Source organism: Streptomyces sp. NPDC007905, assembly GCF_042959345.1.
Lineage (GTDB): Bacteria > Actinomycetota > Actinomycetes > Streptomycetales > Streptomycetaceae > Streptomyces.
On record NZ_JBIBKS010000029.1, the window covers coordinates 1 to 18,018 of the forward strand.

Genomic DNA, 18,018 nt, shown 5'->3' on the forward strand with positions numbered 1-18,018 from the left:
AAACGCCCGGTTACATTCCGAACCCGGAAGCTAAGCCTCACAGCGCCGATGGTACTGCAGGGGGGACCCTGTGGGAGAGTAGGACGCCGCCGAACTCCTTTTACAGCTCCGGCTCTTGGGCACACAGCCCAGGGGCCGGAGCTTTTTTGCGTTGAGGTAGGGTCAGGGAGCATCGTTGACTCGTTTCGCACAGGAGGCCCCCGGGTGGAGGTCCAAGAGACCCGTGTCCAGACAAACCGGGTCCTCACCATCCCCAACATCCTCAGCATGGCCCGGCTCGTCGGCGTACCCGTCTTCCTCTGGCTGATCCTCAGGCCCGAGTTCGGTGGTCCCCAGAGCGATGGCTGGGCTCTCCTCGTGCTGGCTTTCAGCGGGGTCAGTGACTATCTGGACGGCAAGCTCGCCCGGCGCTGGAACCAGATCAGCAATCTCGGCCGGCTCCTCGATCCCGCAGCCGACCGGCTGTACGTCCTTTCCACGCTGCTGGGCCTCACCTGGCGTGAGATCCTCCCGGTCTGGCTGACCGCCCTCCTGCTGGCGAGAGAGCTGATGCTGCTGGTGATGGTGGGCATCCTCAGACGGCACGGCTATCCGCCGCCGCAGGTGAACTTTCTGGGGAAGGCCGCCACGTTCAACTTGATGTGTGCCTTCCCGCTGCTGCTGCTCAGTGACGGAAACGGATGGATCGCGTCACTCGCTGCTGTTTTCGGATGGGCGTTCGCAGGATGGGGTACAACCCTCTATTGGTGGGCAGGAGTGCTCTACGTGGTCCAAGTCCGCCACCTGGTCCGCGCGGACGCCACGGCCGATTGAACTCGTCGATTGTCCAGACATAGTGGCCCGATGGCCCGCGGTCGAAAACTGCGGGACAATCGGGACGGGTGAAGTCGGCTAGACCGTCGTCTCTTTAGGAGGACGCTTCCGACATGAAGGCCGTCGTGATGGCCGGTGGCGAAGGCACTCGCCTTCGCCCTATGACCTCCAGCATGCCCAAGCCGCTCCTTCCGGTGGTGAACCGCCCGATCATGGAGCATGTGCTGCGGCTGCTCAAAAGGCATGGGCTCAACGAGACCGTTGTCACCGTGCAGTTCCTGGCATCGCTCGTCAAGAACTACTTCGGCGACGGCGAAGAGCTCGGAATGGAGCTCACCTATGCCAATGAGGAGAAGCCACTCGGTACCGCCGGAAGCGTGAAGAACGCCGAGGAAGCGTTGAAGGACGATGCTTTCCTCGTCATCTCCGGTGATGCCCTGACCGACTTCGACCTCACCGACCTGATCAATTTCCACAAGGAGAAGGGCGCGCTGGTCACCGTTTGTCTGACCCGGGTGCCCAATCCGCTGGAGTTCGGCATCACCATCGTCGACGAGGAAGGCAAGGTCGAGCGTTTCCTCGAGAAACCGACCTGGGGGCAGGTCTTCTCCGACACGGTCAACACGGGCATCTACGTCATGGAGCCCGAGGTCTTCAACTACGTCGAGCCCGATGTGTCCGTCGACTGGTCGGGCGACGTCTTCCCGCAGCTCATGAAGGAAGGCAAGCCCATCTACGGGTATGTCGCCGAGGGCTACTGGGAGGACGTCGGCACCCACGAGAGCTACGTCAAGGCCCAGGCCGACGTCCTCGAGGGCAAAGTCAACGTCGACATCGACGGGTTCGAGATCTCCCCGGGCGTCTGGGTGGCCGAGGGTGCGGAAGTGCACCCTGATGCGGTGCTCCGCGGACCGCTGTACATCGGCGACTACGCCAAGGTGGAGGCCGGCGCCGAAATCCGCGAGCACACCGTCGTCGGCTCCAACGTCGTCGTGAAGACCGGTGCCTTCCTGCACAGGGCCGTGGTGCATGACAACGTGTACGTGGGCCAGCACAGCAATCTGCGCGGGTGTGTCGTCGGCAAGAACACCGACATCATGCGGGCCGCCCGGATCGAGGACGGCGCGGTCATCGGTGACGAGTGTCTGATCGGCGAAGAATCGATCGTTCAGGGCAATGTGCGGGTCTACCCGTTCAAGACCATCGAGGCGGGCGCGTTCGTCAACACCTCGGTCATCTGGGAGTCCAGAGGGCAGGCGCAGCTGTTCGGAGCGCGCGGGGTGACCGGGATTCTCAACGTGGAGATCACGCCCGAGCTGGCCGTACGGCTCGCGGGTGCCTATGCGACCACGCTGAAGAAGGGCTCGACGGTCACCACGGCCCGTGACCACTCGCGAGGCGCCCGGGCGCTCAAGCGGGCGGTCATCTCCGCGCTCCAGGCCAGTGCCATCGACGTACGGGACCTGGAGAACGTACCGCTTCCCGTGGCACGACAGCAGACCGCGCGAGGCAGTGCCGGCGGCATCATGATCCGGACCTCGCCGGGCGTGCCGGACTCCGTCGACATCATGTTCTTCGACGGGCAGGGCGCGGACCTCTCGCAGGGCGGCCAGCGCAAGCTGGACCGGGTGTTCGCCCGACAGGAGTACCGCCGGGCGTTCCCCGGGGAGATCGGTGACCTGTACTTCCCGGCGAGCGTCTTCGACTCCTACACCGGCTCGCTGTTGCGGAACGTCGACACGACCGGGATAGCGGAATCGGGCCTGAAGGTGGTCGTGGACGCCTCCAACGGCAGCGCCGGCCTCGTCCTGCCGAGCCTGCTCGGCAAACTCGGTGTGGACTCGCTGACGATCAACCCCGGCCTCGACGAGACGAGACCCACGGAGACCGGGGACATGCGGCGCAAGGGGCTGGTACGCCTCGGCGAGATAGTCGCGTCCTCCAGGGCCGCGTTCGGCGTCCGGTTCGACCCCGTCGGCGAGCGGCTGTCGCTCGTGGACGAGAAGGGACGGATCATCGAGGACGACCGGGCCCTGCTGGTGATGCTGGACCTGGTGGCGGCCGAGCGGCGCAGTGGACGCGTGGCGCTGCCCGTCACCACGACCCGGATCGCCGAGCAGGTGGCCGCCTACCACGGCACGCAGGTCGAGTGGACGACCACGTCTCCCGACGACCTCACGCGCGTGGGGCGCGAAGAGGGCACCATCTTCGGCGGCGACGGCATGGGCGGGTTCATCGTCCCCGAGTTCAGCGGTGTCTACGACGGCACGGCGGCCTTCGTACGGCTGATCGGGCTGGTGGCGCGCACACAGCTCACGCTGAGCCAGATCGATGCGCGGATTCCGCGGGCGCACGTCCTCAAGCGGGACCTGGCGACCCCGTGGGCCGTCAAGGGCCTGGTGATGCGGCGTGTCGTCGAGGCCGCCGGTGATCGCTTCGTCGATACGACGGACGGCGTGCGGGTCGTGGAGACCGACGGGCGCTGGGTGATGGTGCTTCCCGACCCCGCCGAGGCCGTCACCCACCTGTGGGCCGAAGGGCCCGACGATGCCTCCGCGCAGGCCCTGCTGGACGAGTGGTCGGCCGTGGTGGACAGCGCCGGCCGCTAGAACCGGCAGCCCGGACGGCAAAAGGCACTGCACGCGCGCGTGCCGGACAAGTGTCCCCAAGGGGGCCTGTCCGGCACGCCGGAGGGGCCGTTCGGAGGTACTGGTCGCGACATGCGACGATGTGCGGCATGCCGCAGCAACCCCCCGTTCGGAGCAGCCCCCCGCAGCCGCGGCGTCCGGACGCCTCCATGTCGTTGATCACCAACGTCATGGACCACAGCCTCGACGACGGGTACGCCGAGGCCGCTGCCCGGAGGCAGTCCGAGGGTGAAGGCGGACTGCCGAAGACGCTCCGGGCGAAGCTGGGCCTGGCGGCCGGGCTGGTTCTCGCCGCGCTGGTCGTGACCGTGGGTGCGGCGCAGGCGCGCGTGGCGGCGCCCGTGGTGGCCAAGGAGCGCCAGGAGCTGATCGACCGCATCGACCGGGAGACCTCGGACGCGGACAAGCTGGAGAACGATGTCGACAAGCTGCGCGACGATGTCGGCGCGCGCCAGCGGGCGGCACTGAAGCAGAGCGGCGGCAGCGCCGACGCGGACCTGGCGGGCATCCTGTCGGGCGCCACCGCGGTGCACGGCCCCGGGGTGAAGCTCGTGGTGAACGACGCCAAGGAGGCAAGTACCGGGGGCGACGGCACCAATCCGCGTGAGACCTCGGGTTTCTCCGACACCGGGCGGGTGCGCGACCGGGACATGCAGCGGGTGGTCAACGGGCTGTGGGCCTCCGGGGCCGAGGCCGTCTCCGTCAACGGACAGCGGCTGACGGGCCTGTCCGCGATCAGAGCCGCGGGTGACGCGATACTGGTCGACAACAAGCCGCTCGTGCCGCCGTACACGGTGCTGGCGGTGGGGGACGGGGAGCGGTTGAGTACGAGGTTCCAGAACAGCGCGGACGGGCTCTATCTGCATGCGCTGGAGGAGAACTTCGCCATCCGCGCCACCATCTCCACGGAGAGCGACGTCCGGTTGCCCTCCGCACCGAGTGTGATCGTACGTACAGCACAGCCGAACGCCGAGAAGACTGAGAAGGGCACATCGTGATCGCCGTACTGGGCCTCGTCGTGGGAGTCGTGGCCGGCTTGTTGGTCCGGCCTGAGGTTCCGGCGGTCGTCGAGCCTTATCTGCCGATCGCCGTCGTGGCGGCGCTGGACGCCGTGTTCGGTGGTCTGCGGGCCATGCTGGACGGCATCTTCGACGACAAGGTCTTCGTGGTGTCGTTCCTGTCGAACGTGGTCGTGGCCGCGTTGATCGTGTTCCTGGGCGACAAGTTGGGCGTGGGCGCGCAGCTGTCCACGGGGGTCGTGGTGGTTCTCGGTATCCGGATCTTCTCCAACGCCGCGGCAATCCGGCGGCACGTCTTCCGGGCGTGAGAGCGATGAGCAACCAGGACGAGCAGCCGGAGAACAGGCTGCGCAAGGAACTGCCCGACGAGGTGCCGCCCTCGGCCCCGGAGCCCGAGCAGTCGCCCGCGGAGGGCGGCGAGCCGCAGCTCACCGGGCGCCGGCGGCTGGTCGAGGGGCTGTGGCCGCCGCGGGTCACGCGGGCCCAACTCATCGTGGCCGTACTGCTGTTCGGCCTCGGTTTCGGGCTGGCCGTGCAGGTGGCGTCGAACAGCGACAGCGATGGCGCGCTGCGCGGAGCCCGCCAGGAAGATCTTGTTCGCATCCTTGATGAACTGGATTCCCGTACTCAGCGTCTTCAGGACGAGAAGCAGGGACTCGACAAGCAGCGTCAGGAGCTGCAGAGCAGCTCCGACCAGGCCGCCGAGGCACGCAGGCAGACCGCCGAGAAGGAGCGGCAACTCGGCATTCTGGCGGGCACCGTGGCGGCGCAGGGTCCCGGCATCACGATGACGATCGAGGACACGAAGGGGACGGTCAAGGCGGACATGCTGCTCGACGCGATCCAGGAGTTGCGCGCGGCCGGCGCGGAGGCGATTCAGGTCAACGGGGTACGGGTGGTCGCGAGCACGTACTTCACCGACGCCGGCACGAGCGTGAGCGTCGATGGGAACAAGATCAACGCCCCTTATCGTTTCAAGGTCATCGGCAAGTCCCAGGATCTCGAGCCGGCACTGAACATCCCTGGAGGGGTGGTGCAGACTCTGGAGAAGGAGCAGGCCACGGTAACCGTCGAACGGTCCGTCAAGATCGTCGTGGACGCCTTGCGACAGGCGAAGCGGCCTGACTACGCTCGGTCGTCCTCCCAGTGAACCGGCGGTGCATGGCGGACGTCCGGCAGGGGCATGAGCTTGCGGGGGGTCGACGCATCGAAGGGGTGGTGCGTGGTGGAAACTGTCTGGTGGCTACGGACGTTGTCAGGGTGTCCGGGTCGGCCGGTGTAGGCAATCAGGGTTCGTCCTGCCCCACGGGCGGGTCTGTTTCGGTCAAGGGGAATCGCCCGTGAAGTTGTTTGCGAAGTTGTTCGGCAAGAGCGCGCGAGAGGGCAGCGACAACGCGACCGCTCGTCATCGCGCACAGCCTGACGCAGAGGGCCAGCGCCCGCTGTTCCGTGACCAGGTCGCTGGTCCGGGCGGTGACATTTCCGGAGGCCAGGGCGCGGCGTCTGTTGACCCTGCCCAGTCCGGCGGCATAGGTTTCGGGCAACCGTCAACCTCAAGTACGGGTGGAGGGTTTACTTCCGACCCGTACGCGTCCAACGCCCCCGCGGGGCAGCCGCGGCAGGAGGATCCGTCCATGTCGGTCCTGGTGTGTACGAGGTGCGGTAACCGCAACGCGGAGAACGCGCGCTTCTGCTCGAACTGCGGCGCGCCGCTGCGGCCGGGTGTGGCGCCGGAGCGCCCGTCCGAGACCACCTCCACCATTTCCATCTCCGGCCTCGAGGCGTACGACGCCGAGGCGACCGGGCAGGCGCCGGTGCCGATGCTCTCGCCCGAGGCGCAGGCCGCGGTCGACGCGCTGCCGCTGGGCTCGGCGCTGCTGGTGGTGCGCCGGGGCCCGAACTCGGGCAGCCGCTTCCTGCTGGACAGCGATCTGACCACGGCGGGCCGGCATCCGCAGAGCGACATCTTCCTGGACGACGTGACGGTCTCCCGTCGGCACGTGGAGTTCCGGCGCTCTCCGGACGGGTCGTTCACGGTGGCCGACGTGGGCAGTCTGAACGGCACGTACGTCAACCGCGAGCGGATCGACCAGGTCGCTTTGTCGAACGGCGACGAGGTGCAGATCGGCAAGTACCGGCTGGTCTTCTACGCGAGCCGGCAGGGCATCTGACCCTCCGGACGCCGTCCGGGGACTCCAGGGAAGGTCCATGCTTCAACCACCGAGCGGCGGTGCCCGAAGCGGTGCCGCCGCCACGGACAGTGGGCTGATGAGTATCGGCACGGTGCTGAACGTGCTGCGTGACGAGTTCCCCGAAGTCACCATCTCCAAGATCCGCTTCCTGGAGTCGGAGGGCCTCATCGAGCCGCAGCGGACTCCTTCCGGGTACCGCAAGTTCAGCGCGGGGGACGTCGAGCGCCTCGCTCATGTCCTGAGGATGCAGCGGGACCACTATCTGCCGCTCAAGGTGATCCGGGAACACCTGGACGCCATGGAGCGGGGCGAGGCCGTCCAGCTGCCCGTGGTGGGCCGCCAGCGCGCCGGGGAGGATATGCCGGAGCTGCCCGAGCGTCCCACGGTGGCCCGGATCGGGCGGGCCGAGCTGCTGGCGGCCGCGGACATCGCCGAGGGAGACCTCGAGGAGTGGGAGTCGTACGGGCTCATCGCTCCCCTGGAGGACGGGGTGTACGACGCCGAGGCCGTGACCGTGGCCTCCCTCGTCGCCGAGCTGGGCCGGTTCGGGATCGAGCCGCGTCACCTGCGGCTGATGAGGGCCGCAGCCGACCGCGAGGCGGGGCTCGTGGACCAGGTGGTGGCCCCCCTCAAGCGCCACCGCAACCCGCAGACCAGGGCCCATGCCGAGGCCCGTACGAAGGAGCTGGCGGCGCTCACGGTGAAACTGCACGCCGCGCTGGTGCAGACGGCCCTCGGCGTGCGGTTGCCCTGAGCGGCGGGGTGTCCGGGCGGCTGGATCGGCCACCTGTTCCCGGCCCGACTACCCAAACGTCCCGGGCACGGCCTAGGGTTGCTGTGTGAACGAGCTCGATGTCGTAGGTGTCCGGGTCGAAATGCCCTCCAACCAACCGATCGTGCTCCTGCGCGAAGTGGGGGGCGACCGTTACCTCCCCATCTGGATCGGGCCGGGGGAGGCGACGGCGATCGCCTTCGCCCAGCAGGGCATGGCCCCCGCGCGACCGCTGACCCACGACCTGTTCAAGGACGTGCTGGAGGCCGTCGGCCAGGAGCTGACCGAAGTGCGCATCACGGATCTGCGTGAGGGCGTCTTCTACGCGGAGCTGGTCTTCGCCAGCGGGGTCGAGGTGAGCGCCCGTCCCTCCGATGCCATAGCGCTCGCCCTGCGCACCGGAACGCCGATCTACGGCAGCGACACGGTGCTGGACGACGCCGGCATCGCGATTCCGGACGAACAGGAGGACGAGGTGGAGAAGTTCCGCGAGTTCCTCGACCAGATCTCGCCCGAGGACTTCGGCACCAGCAGCCAGTGAGGCGGGGACCGGCCGGGGCGGCCCGAGCGTCCGCAGGACCGGCCGCCCAGCGGTGGTCGTGCCGCTGCCATGGCAATTGCCACCGGCCATTGAGAGCGTCCTACGGCTCCCCACGAGAGCATTCGGCTAGCCTTTCCCCGCGGTGGGGTACGGGAAACCACTCCTAGGGTGATTATCACTCGGCGTGCCGAGTGTGGCGATCGTTGACGCACCCCTGGTGACTGCCTACCGTCGAGAAGGCAGGTCAAGGACGGAGGTCGGCGTGAGAACGAGCGGCGACGGTACGGCTGGGGGTGCCCCCGGACGAGGTTTCGGGGAGAGCGGTCCGTACCCTCCCCCAAGCTCTCAGCCGCGTTCGGGCAGGGGGTACTCCCATTCCGGTAGCGCGGTCGACCACGCCCTGCAGCGACCGACGGCGGTGCCGAACGGCGGAGGGGCGGCGTCCATGGCGTCCGAGGAGATCGGCTACCGCGGGCCCACGGCCTGCGCGGCCGCCGGCATCACCTACAGGCAACTCGACTACTGGGCCCGTACCGGCCTCGTCGAGCCGAGCGTACGGCCCGCCTACGGGTCGGGCACCCAGCGCCTGTACAGCTTCCGGGACGTTGTCGTCCTGAAGATCGTCAAGCGGTTCCTGGACACCGGGGTCTCGCTGCAGAACATCCGTACGACCGTCCAGCACCTCAGGGACCGCGGTTTCCGTGATCTGGAGCGCATGACCCTCATGAGCGACGGTGCCACGGTGTACGAGTGCACCTCGCCCGACGAGGTCCACGCCCTGCTCCAGGGCGGCCAGGGCATCTTCGGCATCGCCGTCGGGGTGGTCTGGCGGGACGTGGAAAGCGCGCTCTCCCAACTGCACGGCGAGCGCATCGACACCGGGGAGACGCTGGTCGGGCCCAACCCGGCGGACGAACTGGCGCGGCGGCGCAACCGGGCGGTCTGACCGCGGGGTCGCGTGCGCGGCCGCCCGAGCGTCGGCCCCTCGGCCGGGGGCCCGCGTGCCGGAAGCCGCCTACGAGTATCAATGTCAGTGGCGTGGTGCAGCATCGGAGATGTGAGAAACGCGCCCACGATCCTGCATCTCGACATGGATGCCTTCTTCGCCTCGGTGGAGCAGGCGTCCAAGCCGAGCCTGCGGGGGAAGGCCGTCGTCGTGGGCGGGCTCGGACCGCGCGGCGTGGTGGCCACCGCGTCGTACGAGGCCCGGGTCTTCGGGGTCCACTCGGCGATGCCGATGGCCCAGGCGCGCCGGCTGGCGCCGAACGCCGCGTACCTCGTGCCCCGCTTCACCCTCTACCGGTCGATCAGCGAGCAGGTGATGGCGCTGCTGCGGGAGCTGTCACCCCTGGTGGAGCCGCTGAGCCTGGACGAGGCGTTCGTGGACCTGGAGGCCGGGGGAGCGGCCTGTGACGAGGTGTCGGCGCGGCTGGCCGGAGCGAAGCTGCGGGCGGACATACGGGCGGTCACGGGGCTCACCGGGTCGGTGGGGTTGGCCGCGTCCAAGATGCTCGCGAAGATCGCCTCGGAGCAGGCCAAGCCCGATGGGCTCGTGCTCATCGAGCCCGGGACCGAGCGGGCGCTGCTGGGACCCATGTCGGTGCGGACCCTGCCCGGGGTCGGTCCGGCCACCGGGGACCATCTGCGGCGGGCCGGGATCACCACGGTCGAGGAACTGGCCGAGGCGGGTGAGGACGAACTCGTACGGCTGCTCGGCAAGGCGCACGGGCACGCGCTGTACGCCATGGCGCTGGCGCGCGACGACCGGTCCGTGGTGGCCGAGCGGGAGACCAAGTCGGTGTCGGTCGAGGACACCTACGACGTGGACATCCACGACCGGCTGCGGGTTGGCCTCGAGGTGCAGCGGCTCGCTGACCGGTGCGTGGGGCGGCTGCGCGGTGCCGGGCTGTCGGGGCGGACCATCGTGCTCAAGGTGCGGCGCTACGACTTCTCGACGCTGACCCGCTCCGAGACGCTTCGCGGCCCCACTGACGACCCTGCGGTGATCCGGGAGGCGGCCGCGCGGCTGCTGGAGTCCGTGGACACCACGGGCGGGGTGCGGCTGCTCGGCGTGGGCGTCTCCGGGCTCGCCGACTACACCCAGGAGGACCTGTTCGCGCAGGCGGCGGGCGAGCGGGCAGCGGAGGCACCGGAGGAGGCCGCGCCGGAGGCGGTGCAGGAGCAACCGGAGCCGGTCGAACGGCACTGGCGGGCGGGGAACGACGTACGGCACGCCGCGTACGGGCACGGCTGGGTGCAGGGCAGCGGTCTGGGGCGGGTCACGGTGCGCTTCGAGACACCGCAGTCGGAGCCGGGGCGGGTGCGCACGTTCCGGGTCGACGATCCGGATCTGGAGCCGGCGGATCCGCTGCCGCTCGGGGCGGCCGGCGGAGCGGTTGCCCACCCGCCGGCGGGCCCGGGCCAGGACGTTACGCGCATTGCGGGCGTGGGAGCGGACAGAGAACGCACGGGAACGTCGGCGGCCGTGCCGGGCGCGGGTGACGACACGGGCACGTCGGACGCCGTACAAGGGGCGCACGGCGACGGCACAGGCGCTTCAGTGGCCGTGCCAGGTGCGCACGGTGACGGCACGGACATGCCAGACGCCGTACAAGGTGCGCACGGTGACGACAAAGGGGCGTCAGTGGCCGTGCCGGGTGCGCACCGTGACGACATGGACGAGTCGGAGACCGCCACCGCCGAGGACACGGGCGCCGCGGCCGCAACGCCCGGGGACGGCGCGGTCGCGAAGGCGGTCGGGGTTCTGGCGGCCGATGAGGGGACCGGCAGAGGGGTCGGAGAGGGGACGGCTCAGGTCTCCTCGGTGCCCGCCAGCTTGCCGAAGTCGTGGTCCGGGAATGCGTGAGGTGGGGTCACGTCGAGGCCGTAGTGGTGGTAGAGCTGGAGTTCCTGTTCGGGGGAGAGGTGGCGGCCCACGCCGAAGTCGGGGGCGTCCTTGATGAGCGCGCGGTCGAAGGGGACCCGGAGGGCGCCGTCGATCAGTTCGCTGGGCTCGAGGGGGACGAAGGCGTCCCGGGAGAACAGCCCGGTGCGTATGGCCGCCCACTCCGGCACGCCCGTCGCGTCGTCGAGGTACACCTCGTCGATGGTGCCGAGCTTGGTGCCGTTGCGGTCGAACGCCTTGCGGCCGATCAGGTTGCGCGGATCGATGTCGGTCTGCACGGTCCCTCTCCCTCCACTTGGTCGCAACTCATCCGTAAGCACTACAAAAGAGCACATTCGAGGAGGCGGCCACTCGAAAGCCCGCGCGTTGACCTCGCTGGTAGGCTGACAACGGCTGCTGACCCCGTGCGGGAGAGTCCTCCGACCACCTCGGAGGCGCCGAAGGAGCAAATCCTCCCCGGAATCTCTCAGGCTCACGTACCGCACGGACGAGGTCACTCTGGAAAGCAGGGCGGGTGTCGACGGCTCCCGCTCTCACCGACGGTGAAAGCCGGGACCCTCGGGCGCCCGGTGAAGCTCTCAGGTTGAGATGACAGAGGGGGAGGCCGTCGGGGCACCCGCGCCGTGGTGTCCCTCGAAGGTCGTGTCAGACCAGGAGGCCTCCGCAATGACCACCCATCGCATTCCGCTCTCCGAGCTCGAAGCGGGCATCCCTTTCGAGCAGCGCCACATCGGGCCCGACCAGGAGGCGCGGGCCAAGATGCTCGCGCACGTCGGCTACGGCTCCCTCGACGAGCTGACCGCCGCCGCGGTTCCGGATGTGATCAAGAACGCCGACGCCCTGGATCTGCCGGGGGCCCGGACCGAGGCCGAGGTGCTGGCCGAGCTGCGCTTGCTCGCCGACCGCAACCAGGTCCTCGGATCCATGATCGGGCTCGGCTACTACGGCACCTTCACCCCGCCGGTCATCCTGCGCAACGTCATGGAGAACCCGGCCTGGTACACGGCCTACACGCCGTACCAGCCGGAGATCTCGCAGGGCCGCCTGGAGGCCCTGCTGAACTTCCAGACGATGGTCGCCGAGCTCACCGGCCTGCCGACCTCCGGCGCCTCGCTCCTGGACGAGGGCACGGCCGCCGCGGAGGCGCTGGCGCTGTCCCGGCGCATGGGCAAGAACAAGAAGGGCGTGTTCCTGGTCGACGCGGATGTGCTGCCGCAGACCATCGCCGTGATCGAGACGCGTGCGGAGCCGACCGGTGTGGAGGTCGTCGTCGCCGACCTCAGCGAGGGCATCCCCGCCGACATCGCCGCGCGTGAGATCAACGGCGTGCTGATCCAGTACCCGGGCGCCTCCGGTGCCGTGCGCGACATCAAGCCGCTCATCGACCAGGCGCACGAGCTGGGCGCCCTCGTCACCGTCGCCGCCGACCTGCTGGCGCTCACCCTGCTGACCTCGCCGGGCGAGCTGGGCGCGGACATCGCCGTCGGCACCACCCAGCGCTTCGGCGTGCCCATGGGCTTCGGCGGGCCGCACGCCGGTTACATGGCGGTGCACGAGAAGTTCGCGCGCAGCCTGCCCGGCCGGCTGGTCGGCGTCTCCGTGGACGCGGACGGCAACAAGGCCTACCGGCTCGCCCTGCAGACCCGTGAGCAGCACATCCGCCGCGAGAAGGCCACCAGCAACATCTGCACCGCGCAGGTGCTGCTCGCCGTGATGGCCGGCATGTACGCCGTCTACCACGGCCCCGAGGGCCTGAAGGCCATCGCCCGCCGCACCCACCGCTACGCCACGATCCTCGCCGAGGGCCTGAAGGCGGCCGGTGTCGAGATCGTCCACGGCGCCTACTTCGACACGCTCACCGCGCGCGTGCCGGGCAGGGCCGCCGAGATCGTCGCAGCCGCCCGCGACAACGGCGTCAACCTGCGTCCGGTCGACGCCGACCACGTCTCCCTCGCCTGCGACGAGACCACCAACCGGGCCCAGCTGGCCGCCGTCTTCTCCGCCTTCGGCGTCGAGGGCGACATCGAGGCCCTGGACGCGGCGGCCGCGCAGGCCCTGCCCGAGGCGCTGCTGCGTACCGACGACTACCTGACCCACCCGGTCTTCCACGAGCACCGCTCCGAGACCGCGATGCTGCGCTACCTGCGCAAGCTGGCCGACCGCGACTACGCGCTCGACCGGGGCATGATCCCGCTGGGCTCCTGCACCATGAAGCTCAACGCGACCACCGAGATGGAGCCGGTCACCTGGCCCGAGTTCGGCCAGCTGCACCCCTTCGCCCCGGCCGGGCAGGCCGAGGGCTACCTCACGCTCATCCGCGAGCTGGAGGAACGTCTCGCCGAGGTCACCGGCTACGACAAGGTCTCGCTCCAGCCGAACGCCGGTTCGCAGGGCGAGCTGGCCGGTCTGCTCGCCGTTCGCGGCTACCACCGCGCCAACGGTGACGAGCAGCGGACGGTGTGCCTCATCCCGTCCTCCGCGCACGGCACCAACGCCGCCAGCGCCGTGATGGCCGGCATGAAGGTCGTCGTCGTCAAGACCGCCGAGGACGGCGAGATCGACATCGAGGACCTGCGGGCCAAGATCGAGCAGTACCGCGACGAGCTCTCGGTGCTCATGATCACCTACCCGTCGACGCACGGCGTCTTCGAGGAGCACGTCGCCGACATCTGCGCCCGGGTCCACGAGGCGGGCGGCCAGGTGTACGTCGACGGCGCCAACCTCAACGCGCTGGTCGGCCTCGCCAAGCCGGGCCACTTCGGTGGCGACGTCTCGCACCTGAACCTGCACAAGACCTTCTGCATCCCGCACGGCGGCGGCGGCCCGGGCGTCGGCCCGGTCGCGGTCCGCGAGCACCTGGCGCCGTACCTGCCCAACCACCCGCTGCAGCCGGCGGCCGGTCCGGAGACCGGCGTCGGCCCGATCTCGGCGGCGCCGTGGGGCAGCGCGGGCATCCTGCCGATCTCGTGGGCGTACGTCCGCCTGATGGGCGGCGAGGGCCTGAAGCGCGCCACCCAGGTGGCCGTGCTCTCCGCGAACTACATCGCCAAGCGCCTGGAGCCGCACTACCCGGTGCTCTACACCGGCCCCGGCAACCTGGTCGCGCACGAGTGCATCATCGACCTGCGCCCGCTGACCAGGGCGACCGGCGTGAGCGTGGACGACGTGGCCAAGCGTCTGATCGACTACGGCTTCCACGCGCCGACCATGTCCTTCCCGGTGGCCGGCACGCTGATGATCGAGCCGACCGAGTCCGAGGACCTGGCCGAGCTCGACCGCTTCTGCGACGCGATGATCGCCATCCGCGCGGAGATCGAGAAGGTCGGCTCCGGCCAGTGGCCCGCGGAGGACAACCCGCTGCACAACGCCCCGCACACGGCGCGGTCGCTGGGAGGGGAGTGGGAGCACCCGTACAGCCGCGAGGAGGCCGTCTTCCCGGCCGGTGTCTCGGCCGCCGACAAGTACTGGCCGCCGGTGCGCCGTGTCGACCAGGCCTACGGTGACCGCAACCTGGTCTGCTCCTGCCCGCCGCTGGACGCGTACGAGGACTGAGCGAGCGTCTGAGGGCCCCCGTCCGTGCCTGGGCGGGGGCCCTCGCGCATCCGCCTAGGCCGTCGCGAGGGCCACCTCGGTCGACTTGATCAGGGCGATCACGTCGGAGCCGACGAAGAGACCGAGGTCGGTGGCCGCGTCCTTGGTGATCGCCGCGGTGAGTTCACCGCCGGCCAGAGACACTTTCACCGTCGCCATGACCGTGCCGAGTTCCAGATGGGTGACCGCGCCGGGGAACTGGTTGCGGATCGACAGGCCCTCGTAGCGGCTGGTGGCGAGGGAGACCTCCGTCGACTTCACCAGAGCGCGAACAGGGGAGCCGGGGGCGAGGCCGAGTTGTTCGACGGCCTCCAGGGTGATGGCGGAGGTGAGGTCCTGCCCGCCGTCCAGTCGGACCTTGACCACGGCCATGACCTCTCCGGGCTGGACTTGGGTGACGGTCCCGGGGAGCTGGTTGCGGATGCTCAGTGTCATGGGCACCCACCGTAGAGCGCATATGCGTTCAGGCCGGGTATGCGTGCGTCTGAGTCGCTTTGACCGTGGCCCAGACAGCTGCGCCGGGGTGCAGGCCGAGCTCCGCTGCGGCGACCGCGGTGAGGTCGGCGGCGAGGGGGAGTTCGCCGGTGAGGTCGGCGCGGATCTGGTCGCCGTGCGTCTCCAGGCCGGCGACCTCGCAGCGCCACAGGTTGCGGGCGCTGGCACCGGTGGGCCGGTCCCGGAACAGTGTGACGGCGCCCGGCGGGAACGCCACGAAGGCGGGCCCGGACAGCACCTCCGTGGTGGTGATCGCGGGCCCGGAAGCGAGCCGTACCGTGTGCCCCTCGGCCTGCCCCCGGTAGAGGTTGAGGCCGACGAGCTGCGCGATGTAGTCCGTGCGCGGATGGCGGGCGGTGTCCGACGGCGTGCCCTCCTGGACGACCCGGCCGTGCTCGACGACCACCAGCCGGTCCGCGAGCACCATGGCGTCCAGCGGATCGTGCGTGACCAGGACGGCGACCGCCTCGAACCCGGCGAGGTGGCGCCTGAGCTGGGCGCGGATCTCCAGCCGGGTACGGGCGTCCAGGGCCGCGAGCGGCTCGTCCAGGAGCAGCAGCCGTGGCCTGGTGGCCAGGGCGCGGGCGAGTGCGACGCGCTGGGCCTGGCCGCCGGAGAGCCGGCGGGGCTTGGCGCCGGCATGGTCGGCGAGGCCCATGCGGTCCAGCCAGACGGCGGCCCGGGCGCGTGCCTCGGCCTTGCCGGCGCCCTGGCAGCGGGGGCCGAAGGCCACGTTGTCCAGGGCGGACAGATGCGGGAAGAGAAGGTAGTCCTGGAAGACGACGCCGACCGGGCGGGACTCGGGCGGGGTGCGTTCCAGGGAAATGCCGTCCAGCCGCAGGTGGCCCTCGGTGAGGGGGACAAGACCGGCGAGGGCGCGCAGCGCGGTCGTCTTGCCGGCGCCGTTGGGGCCCAGCAGTGCGACGACGTCCCCGGGCGCGGCGGTCAGGGTCACGTCGAGCCGGAAGGAACCCCGGTCGACGACGACTCGGGCATCGAGTCCCTGCTCGCCCCCCACCCCTAGGGCGGCCTTGAGGGCGTCGGTGTCGGTCATGTGTCCGTCCGTCGGCACAGGTACGGTGGCGTCTTTCCATCCTCGCGGCATCGTCATGATCCCGTCAGCCAGCGGTCGCGCAACCCCGCCAGCACCGCGATGGAGACGGCCAGCAGGACCAGACTGAGCGAGATGGCGGCGTCGGGGTCGTTCTGCAGGGCGAGGTAGACCGCGAGGGGCATGGTCTGGGTGCGGCCGGGGAAGTTGCCCGCGAAGGTGATCGTCGCCCCGAACTCGCCGAGCGCGCGGGCCCAGGCCAGGACGGCGCCCGCGGCGATGCCCGGAGCGATCAGCGGCAGGGTGACCCGGCGGAACGCGGTGAAGCGGGAGGCACCGAGCGTGGTGGCCGCCTCCTCGTAACGCGGGTCGGCGGCCCGCAGCGTGCCCTCGACGCTGATGACCAGGAACGGCATCGCGACGAAGGCCTCCGCGATCACCACACCGGTGGTGGTGAACGGCAGAGTGATGCCGAACCAGGAGTCGAGCCACTGGCCGACGACCCCGTTGCGGCCCAGGGCGAGCAGCAGAGCCACACCGCCGACCACCGGCGGCAGGACGAGGGGCAGGGTCACCAGGGCCCGTACGAGTCCCCGGCCGCGGAAGTCCGTACGGGCCAGCAGCCAGGCCAGCGGGACACCCAGGACGAGGCACACGGCGGTCGCCGCCGTGGCGCTGACCAGGGACAGCCGCAGCGCCTGCCACACCTCGACGCCGGTCAGCTGGTCCGGCAGGCTGCGCCAGGGAGCGCGGACGAGCAACGCGACGAGCGGCAGCAGCAGGAACGCCAGGGCCACGACACCGGGCACCAGCAGGGGCAGCGGCACCATGCGGGCGCGGCGGCGGCGCGGCCCACCCGTGCGGGGGCCTGCCACGGCGCCCGGCTTGTCGAGCGAGGTCACGGCTTGAGGAACCCGGCCCCGCTCAGGACCTTCTGGCCCTCGGCGGACCGCACCAGCGCGATGAACGCCTGCGCCGCCTCGGCGTTCCGCGCGCTCTTCAGCAGGGCGATCGGGTAGTCGTTGATGGCCTTGGCCGACTCGGGGAACTCCACGCCCTCCACCTTGTCACCCGCGGCCTTCACATCGGTCTTGTAGACCACCGCGGCGTCGGCCTCCTTCAGCTCGACCTTCGTCAGGGCGCCCTTGACGTCCTGTTCGTAGGAGACCGGGGTGAGCTTCAGGCCGCTGGCGTCCAGGGCCTTCTGGGCGGCGGCGCCGCACGGCACGGTCTTGTCGCACAGGACGACCTTCAGACCCGACTCGGTGAGGTCCTTCAGGGAGGACACCTTGCCCGGGTTGCCGGGCAGGGTGGCGATCTCCAGTTGGTTGCGGACGAAGGCGGCCGGGGTGCCGGCCGCGTCCTTCTTGTCCGTGACGATCGCCATGGTCTTGGGGCTGGCCGCGGCGAAGACGTCCGCCGGGGCACCACTGGTGATGTTGGCGGCGAGCGTGTCGCTGCCGCCGAAGTTGAAGCCGACCTTGGTGCCCGGGTGCTGCCTCTCGAACTCCTTGCCCAGGGTCGTGAAGCTCTCCTTCAGTGAGGCGGCGGCGAACACGGTGACCGTGCCGGACAGCTTCGGGGAGCCGGAGCCCGACTTGGTGGTGGACGAGGCATCGGAGGAGGAGCAGGCGCTGAGTGCCGTCAGGGCGGCGGCTCCCACACCGGCCAGCTGCAGCATCCGGCGGATCCGGCGCACGGAACGGGTCATCACGGATCGACTCCTCAGACTCATGGGGCAACGGTCGCGCCCTGCCACGGCCGAGCTGCGGCCGTGCGGCGATGATACTGCCGCATCTGCTAGCTGTAAGTCCTCTGTCGCATCGCATGAGCTGCGGACTTCTGATGTGGAGCTTGCATGTGCGTTTGTACGGCGCCGATCGGCGGATACGGTGTGGCGGGAGATCGCCACCAGCAGCATCCAGCACCACCCGGTTCACCGGTCCGCGCCCGCACGACCAGCGGCCCTCTTCGAGCAGCCACGGCCGGCC

The 18,018-nt window shown here is 69.9% G+C and carries 15 protein-coding genes, 1 rRNA gene, 1 pseudogene and 1 riboswitch; of the genes and pseudogenes, 12 read left to right on the top strand and 5 right to left on the bottom strand.

What is annotated here, in order from left to right; genetic code table 11:
* The 11 genes and pseudogenes from rrf to ACFZDC_RS35850 all read left to right on the top strand — a co-directional run.
* Positions 1-95: ribosomal RNA gene (gene rrf, locus ACFZDC_RS35800) — 5S ribosomal RNA — on the top strand; the annotation flags it as partial.
* Between the two features lie 109 nt (positions 96-204).
* A complete protein-coding gene (locus ACFZDC_RS35805) occupies positions 205-813 on the top strand; it encodes a CDP-alcohol phosphatidyltransferase family protein (RefSeq protein ID WP_391330450.1) in 609 nt (202 codons plus the stop codon).
* Between the two features lie 113 nt (positions 814-926).
* On the top strand, positions 927-3,422 hold the full coding sequence (locus tag ACFZDC_RS35810) for a sugar phosphate nucleotidyltransferase (protein ID WP_391330452.1): 2,496 nt from the start codon (positions 927-929) through the stop codon (positions 3,420-3,422).
* Positions 3,423-3,610: 188 nt separating this feature from the next.
* Entirely contained in the window at positions 3,611-4,459 is an 849-nt protein-coding gene (locus ACFZDC_RS35815; protein ID WP_391330454.1) for a DUF881 domain-containing protein, read from the top strand.
* A complete protein-coding gene (locus ACFZDC_RS35820) occupies positions 4,456-4,788 on the top strand; it encodes a small basic family protein (protein WP_003988855.1) in 333 nt (110 codons plus the stop codon). Before ACFZDC_RS35815 ends, ACFZDC_RS35820 begins: the two co-directional genes overlap by 4 nt.
* Before the next feature lie 5 nt (positions 4,789-4,793).
* Positions 4,794-5,630 carry a DUF881 domain-containing protein gene (locus ACFZDC_RS35825; protein WP_391330456.1) on the top strand — a complete coding sequence of 279 codons (837 nt, stop codon included), beginning with the start codon at positions 4,794-4,796 and terminating at the stop codon, positions 5,628-5,630.
* 190 nt (positions 5,631-5,820) lie between these two features.
* The gene (locus ACFZDC_RS35830) at positions 5,821-6,651 is read left to right on the top strand and encodes an FHA domain-containing protein (protein WP_391330458.1); all 831 of its coding nucleotides are present in this window, start codon (positions 5,821-5,823) and stop codon (positions 6,649-6,651) included.
* A gap of 37 nt (positions 6,652-6,688) precedes the next feature.
* Positions 6,689-7,426 (top strand): MerR family transcriptional regulator, encoded by a 738-nt coding sequence (locus tag ACFZDC_RS35835; protein ID WP_391330460.1) that lies wholly within the window; start codon positions 6,689-6,691, stop codon positions 7,424-7,426.
* A gap of 85 nt (positions 7,427-7,511) precedes the next feature.
* Positions 7,512-7,985, top strand: a complete 474-nt coding sequence (locus ACFZDC_RS35840; protein ID WP_026253112.1) for a bifunctional nuclease family protein — start codon at positions 7,512-7,514, stop codon at positions 7,983-7,985.
* 262 nt (positions 7,986-8,247) lie between these two features.
* Complete coding sequence (locus ACFZDC_RS35845) at positions 8,248-8,931, top strand: MerR family transcriptional regulator (protein ID WP_391330462.1); 684 nt, start codon at positions 8,248-8,250, stop codon at positions 8,929-8,931.
* 111 nt (positions 8,932-9,042) lie between these two features.
* A pseudogene (locus ACFZDC_RS35850) lies at positions 9,043-10,404 on the top strand (DNA polymerase IV); the annotation flags it as partial.
* 392 nt (positions 10,405-10,796) lie between these two features.
* Here ACFZDC_RS35850 and ACFZDC_RS35855 read toward each other — a convergent pair.
* The gene (locus tag ACFZDC_RS35855) at positions 10,797-11,168 is read right to left on the bottom strand and encodes a PRC-barrel domain-containing protein (protein WP_391330464.1); all 372 of its coding nucleotides are present in this window, start codon (positions 11,166-11,168) and stop codon (positions 10,797-10,799) included.
* Between the two features lie 119 nt (positions 11,169-11,287).
* Positions 11,288-11,382: riboswitch (glycine riboswitch) on the top strand.
* 174 nt (positions 11,383-11,556) lie between these two features.
* Here ACFZDC_RS35855 and gcvP point away from each other — a divergent pair.
* On the top strand, positions 11,557-14,442 hold the full coding sequence (gcvP, locus tag ACFZDC_RS35860) for an aminomethyl-transferring glycine dehydrogenase (RefSeq protein WP_391330466.1): 2,886 nt from the start codon (positions 11,557-11,559) through the stop codon (positions 14,440-14,442).
* Positions 14,443-14,496: 54 nt separating this feature from the next.
* On the opposite strand, the gene ACFZDC_RS35865 is transcribed toward gcvP, so the two are convergent.
* Genes ACFZDC_RS35865 through modA form a run of 4 tightly spaced genes read right to left on the bottom strand, consistent with a single transcriptional unit; the run spans position 14,497 to position 17,738 of the window.
* Complete coding sequence (locus ACFZDC_RS35865) at positions 14,497-14,916, bottom strand: TOBE domain-containing protein (RefSeq protein WP_391330468.1); 420 nt, start codon at positions 14,914-14,916, stop codon at positions 14,497-14,499.
* 28 nt (positions 14,917-14,944) lie between these two features.
* Positions 14,945-16,030, bottom strand: coding sequence for an ATP-binding cassette domain-containing protein (locus ACFZDC_RS35870; RefSeq protein ID WP_391330469.1), 1,086 nt, complete (start codon positions 16,028-16,030; stop codon positions 14,945-14,947).
* Between the two features lie 53 nt (positions 16,031-16,083).
* On the bottom strand, positions 16,084-16,929 hold the full coding sequence (gene modB / locus ACFZDC_RS35875) for a molybdate ABC transporter permease subunit (RefSeq protein WP_391330471.1): 846 nt from the start codon (positions 16,927-16,929) through the stop codon (positions 16,084-16,086).
* On the bottom strand, positions 16,926-17,738 hold the full coding sequence (gene modA / locus ACFZDC_RS35880; protein ID WP_391330472.1) for a molybdate ABC transporter substrate-binding protein: 813 nt from the start codon (positions 17,736-17,738) through the stop codon (positions 16,926-16,928). The genes modB and modA overlap by 4 nt, the downstream gene beginning before the upstream one ends.
* Positions 17,739-18,018: the final 280 nt, after the last annotated feature.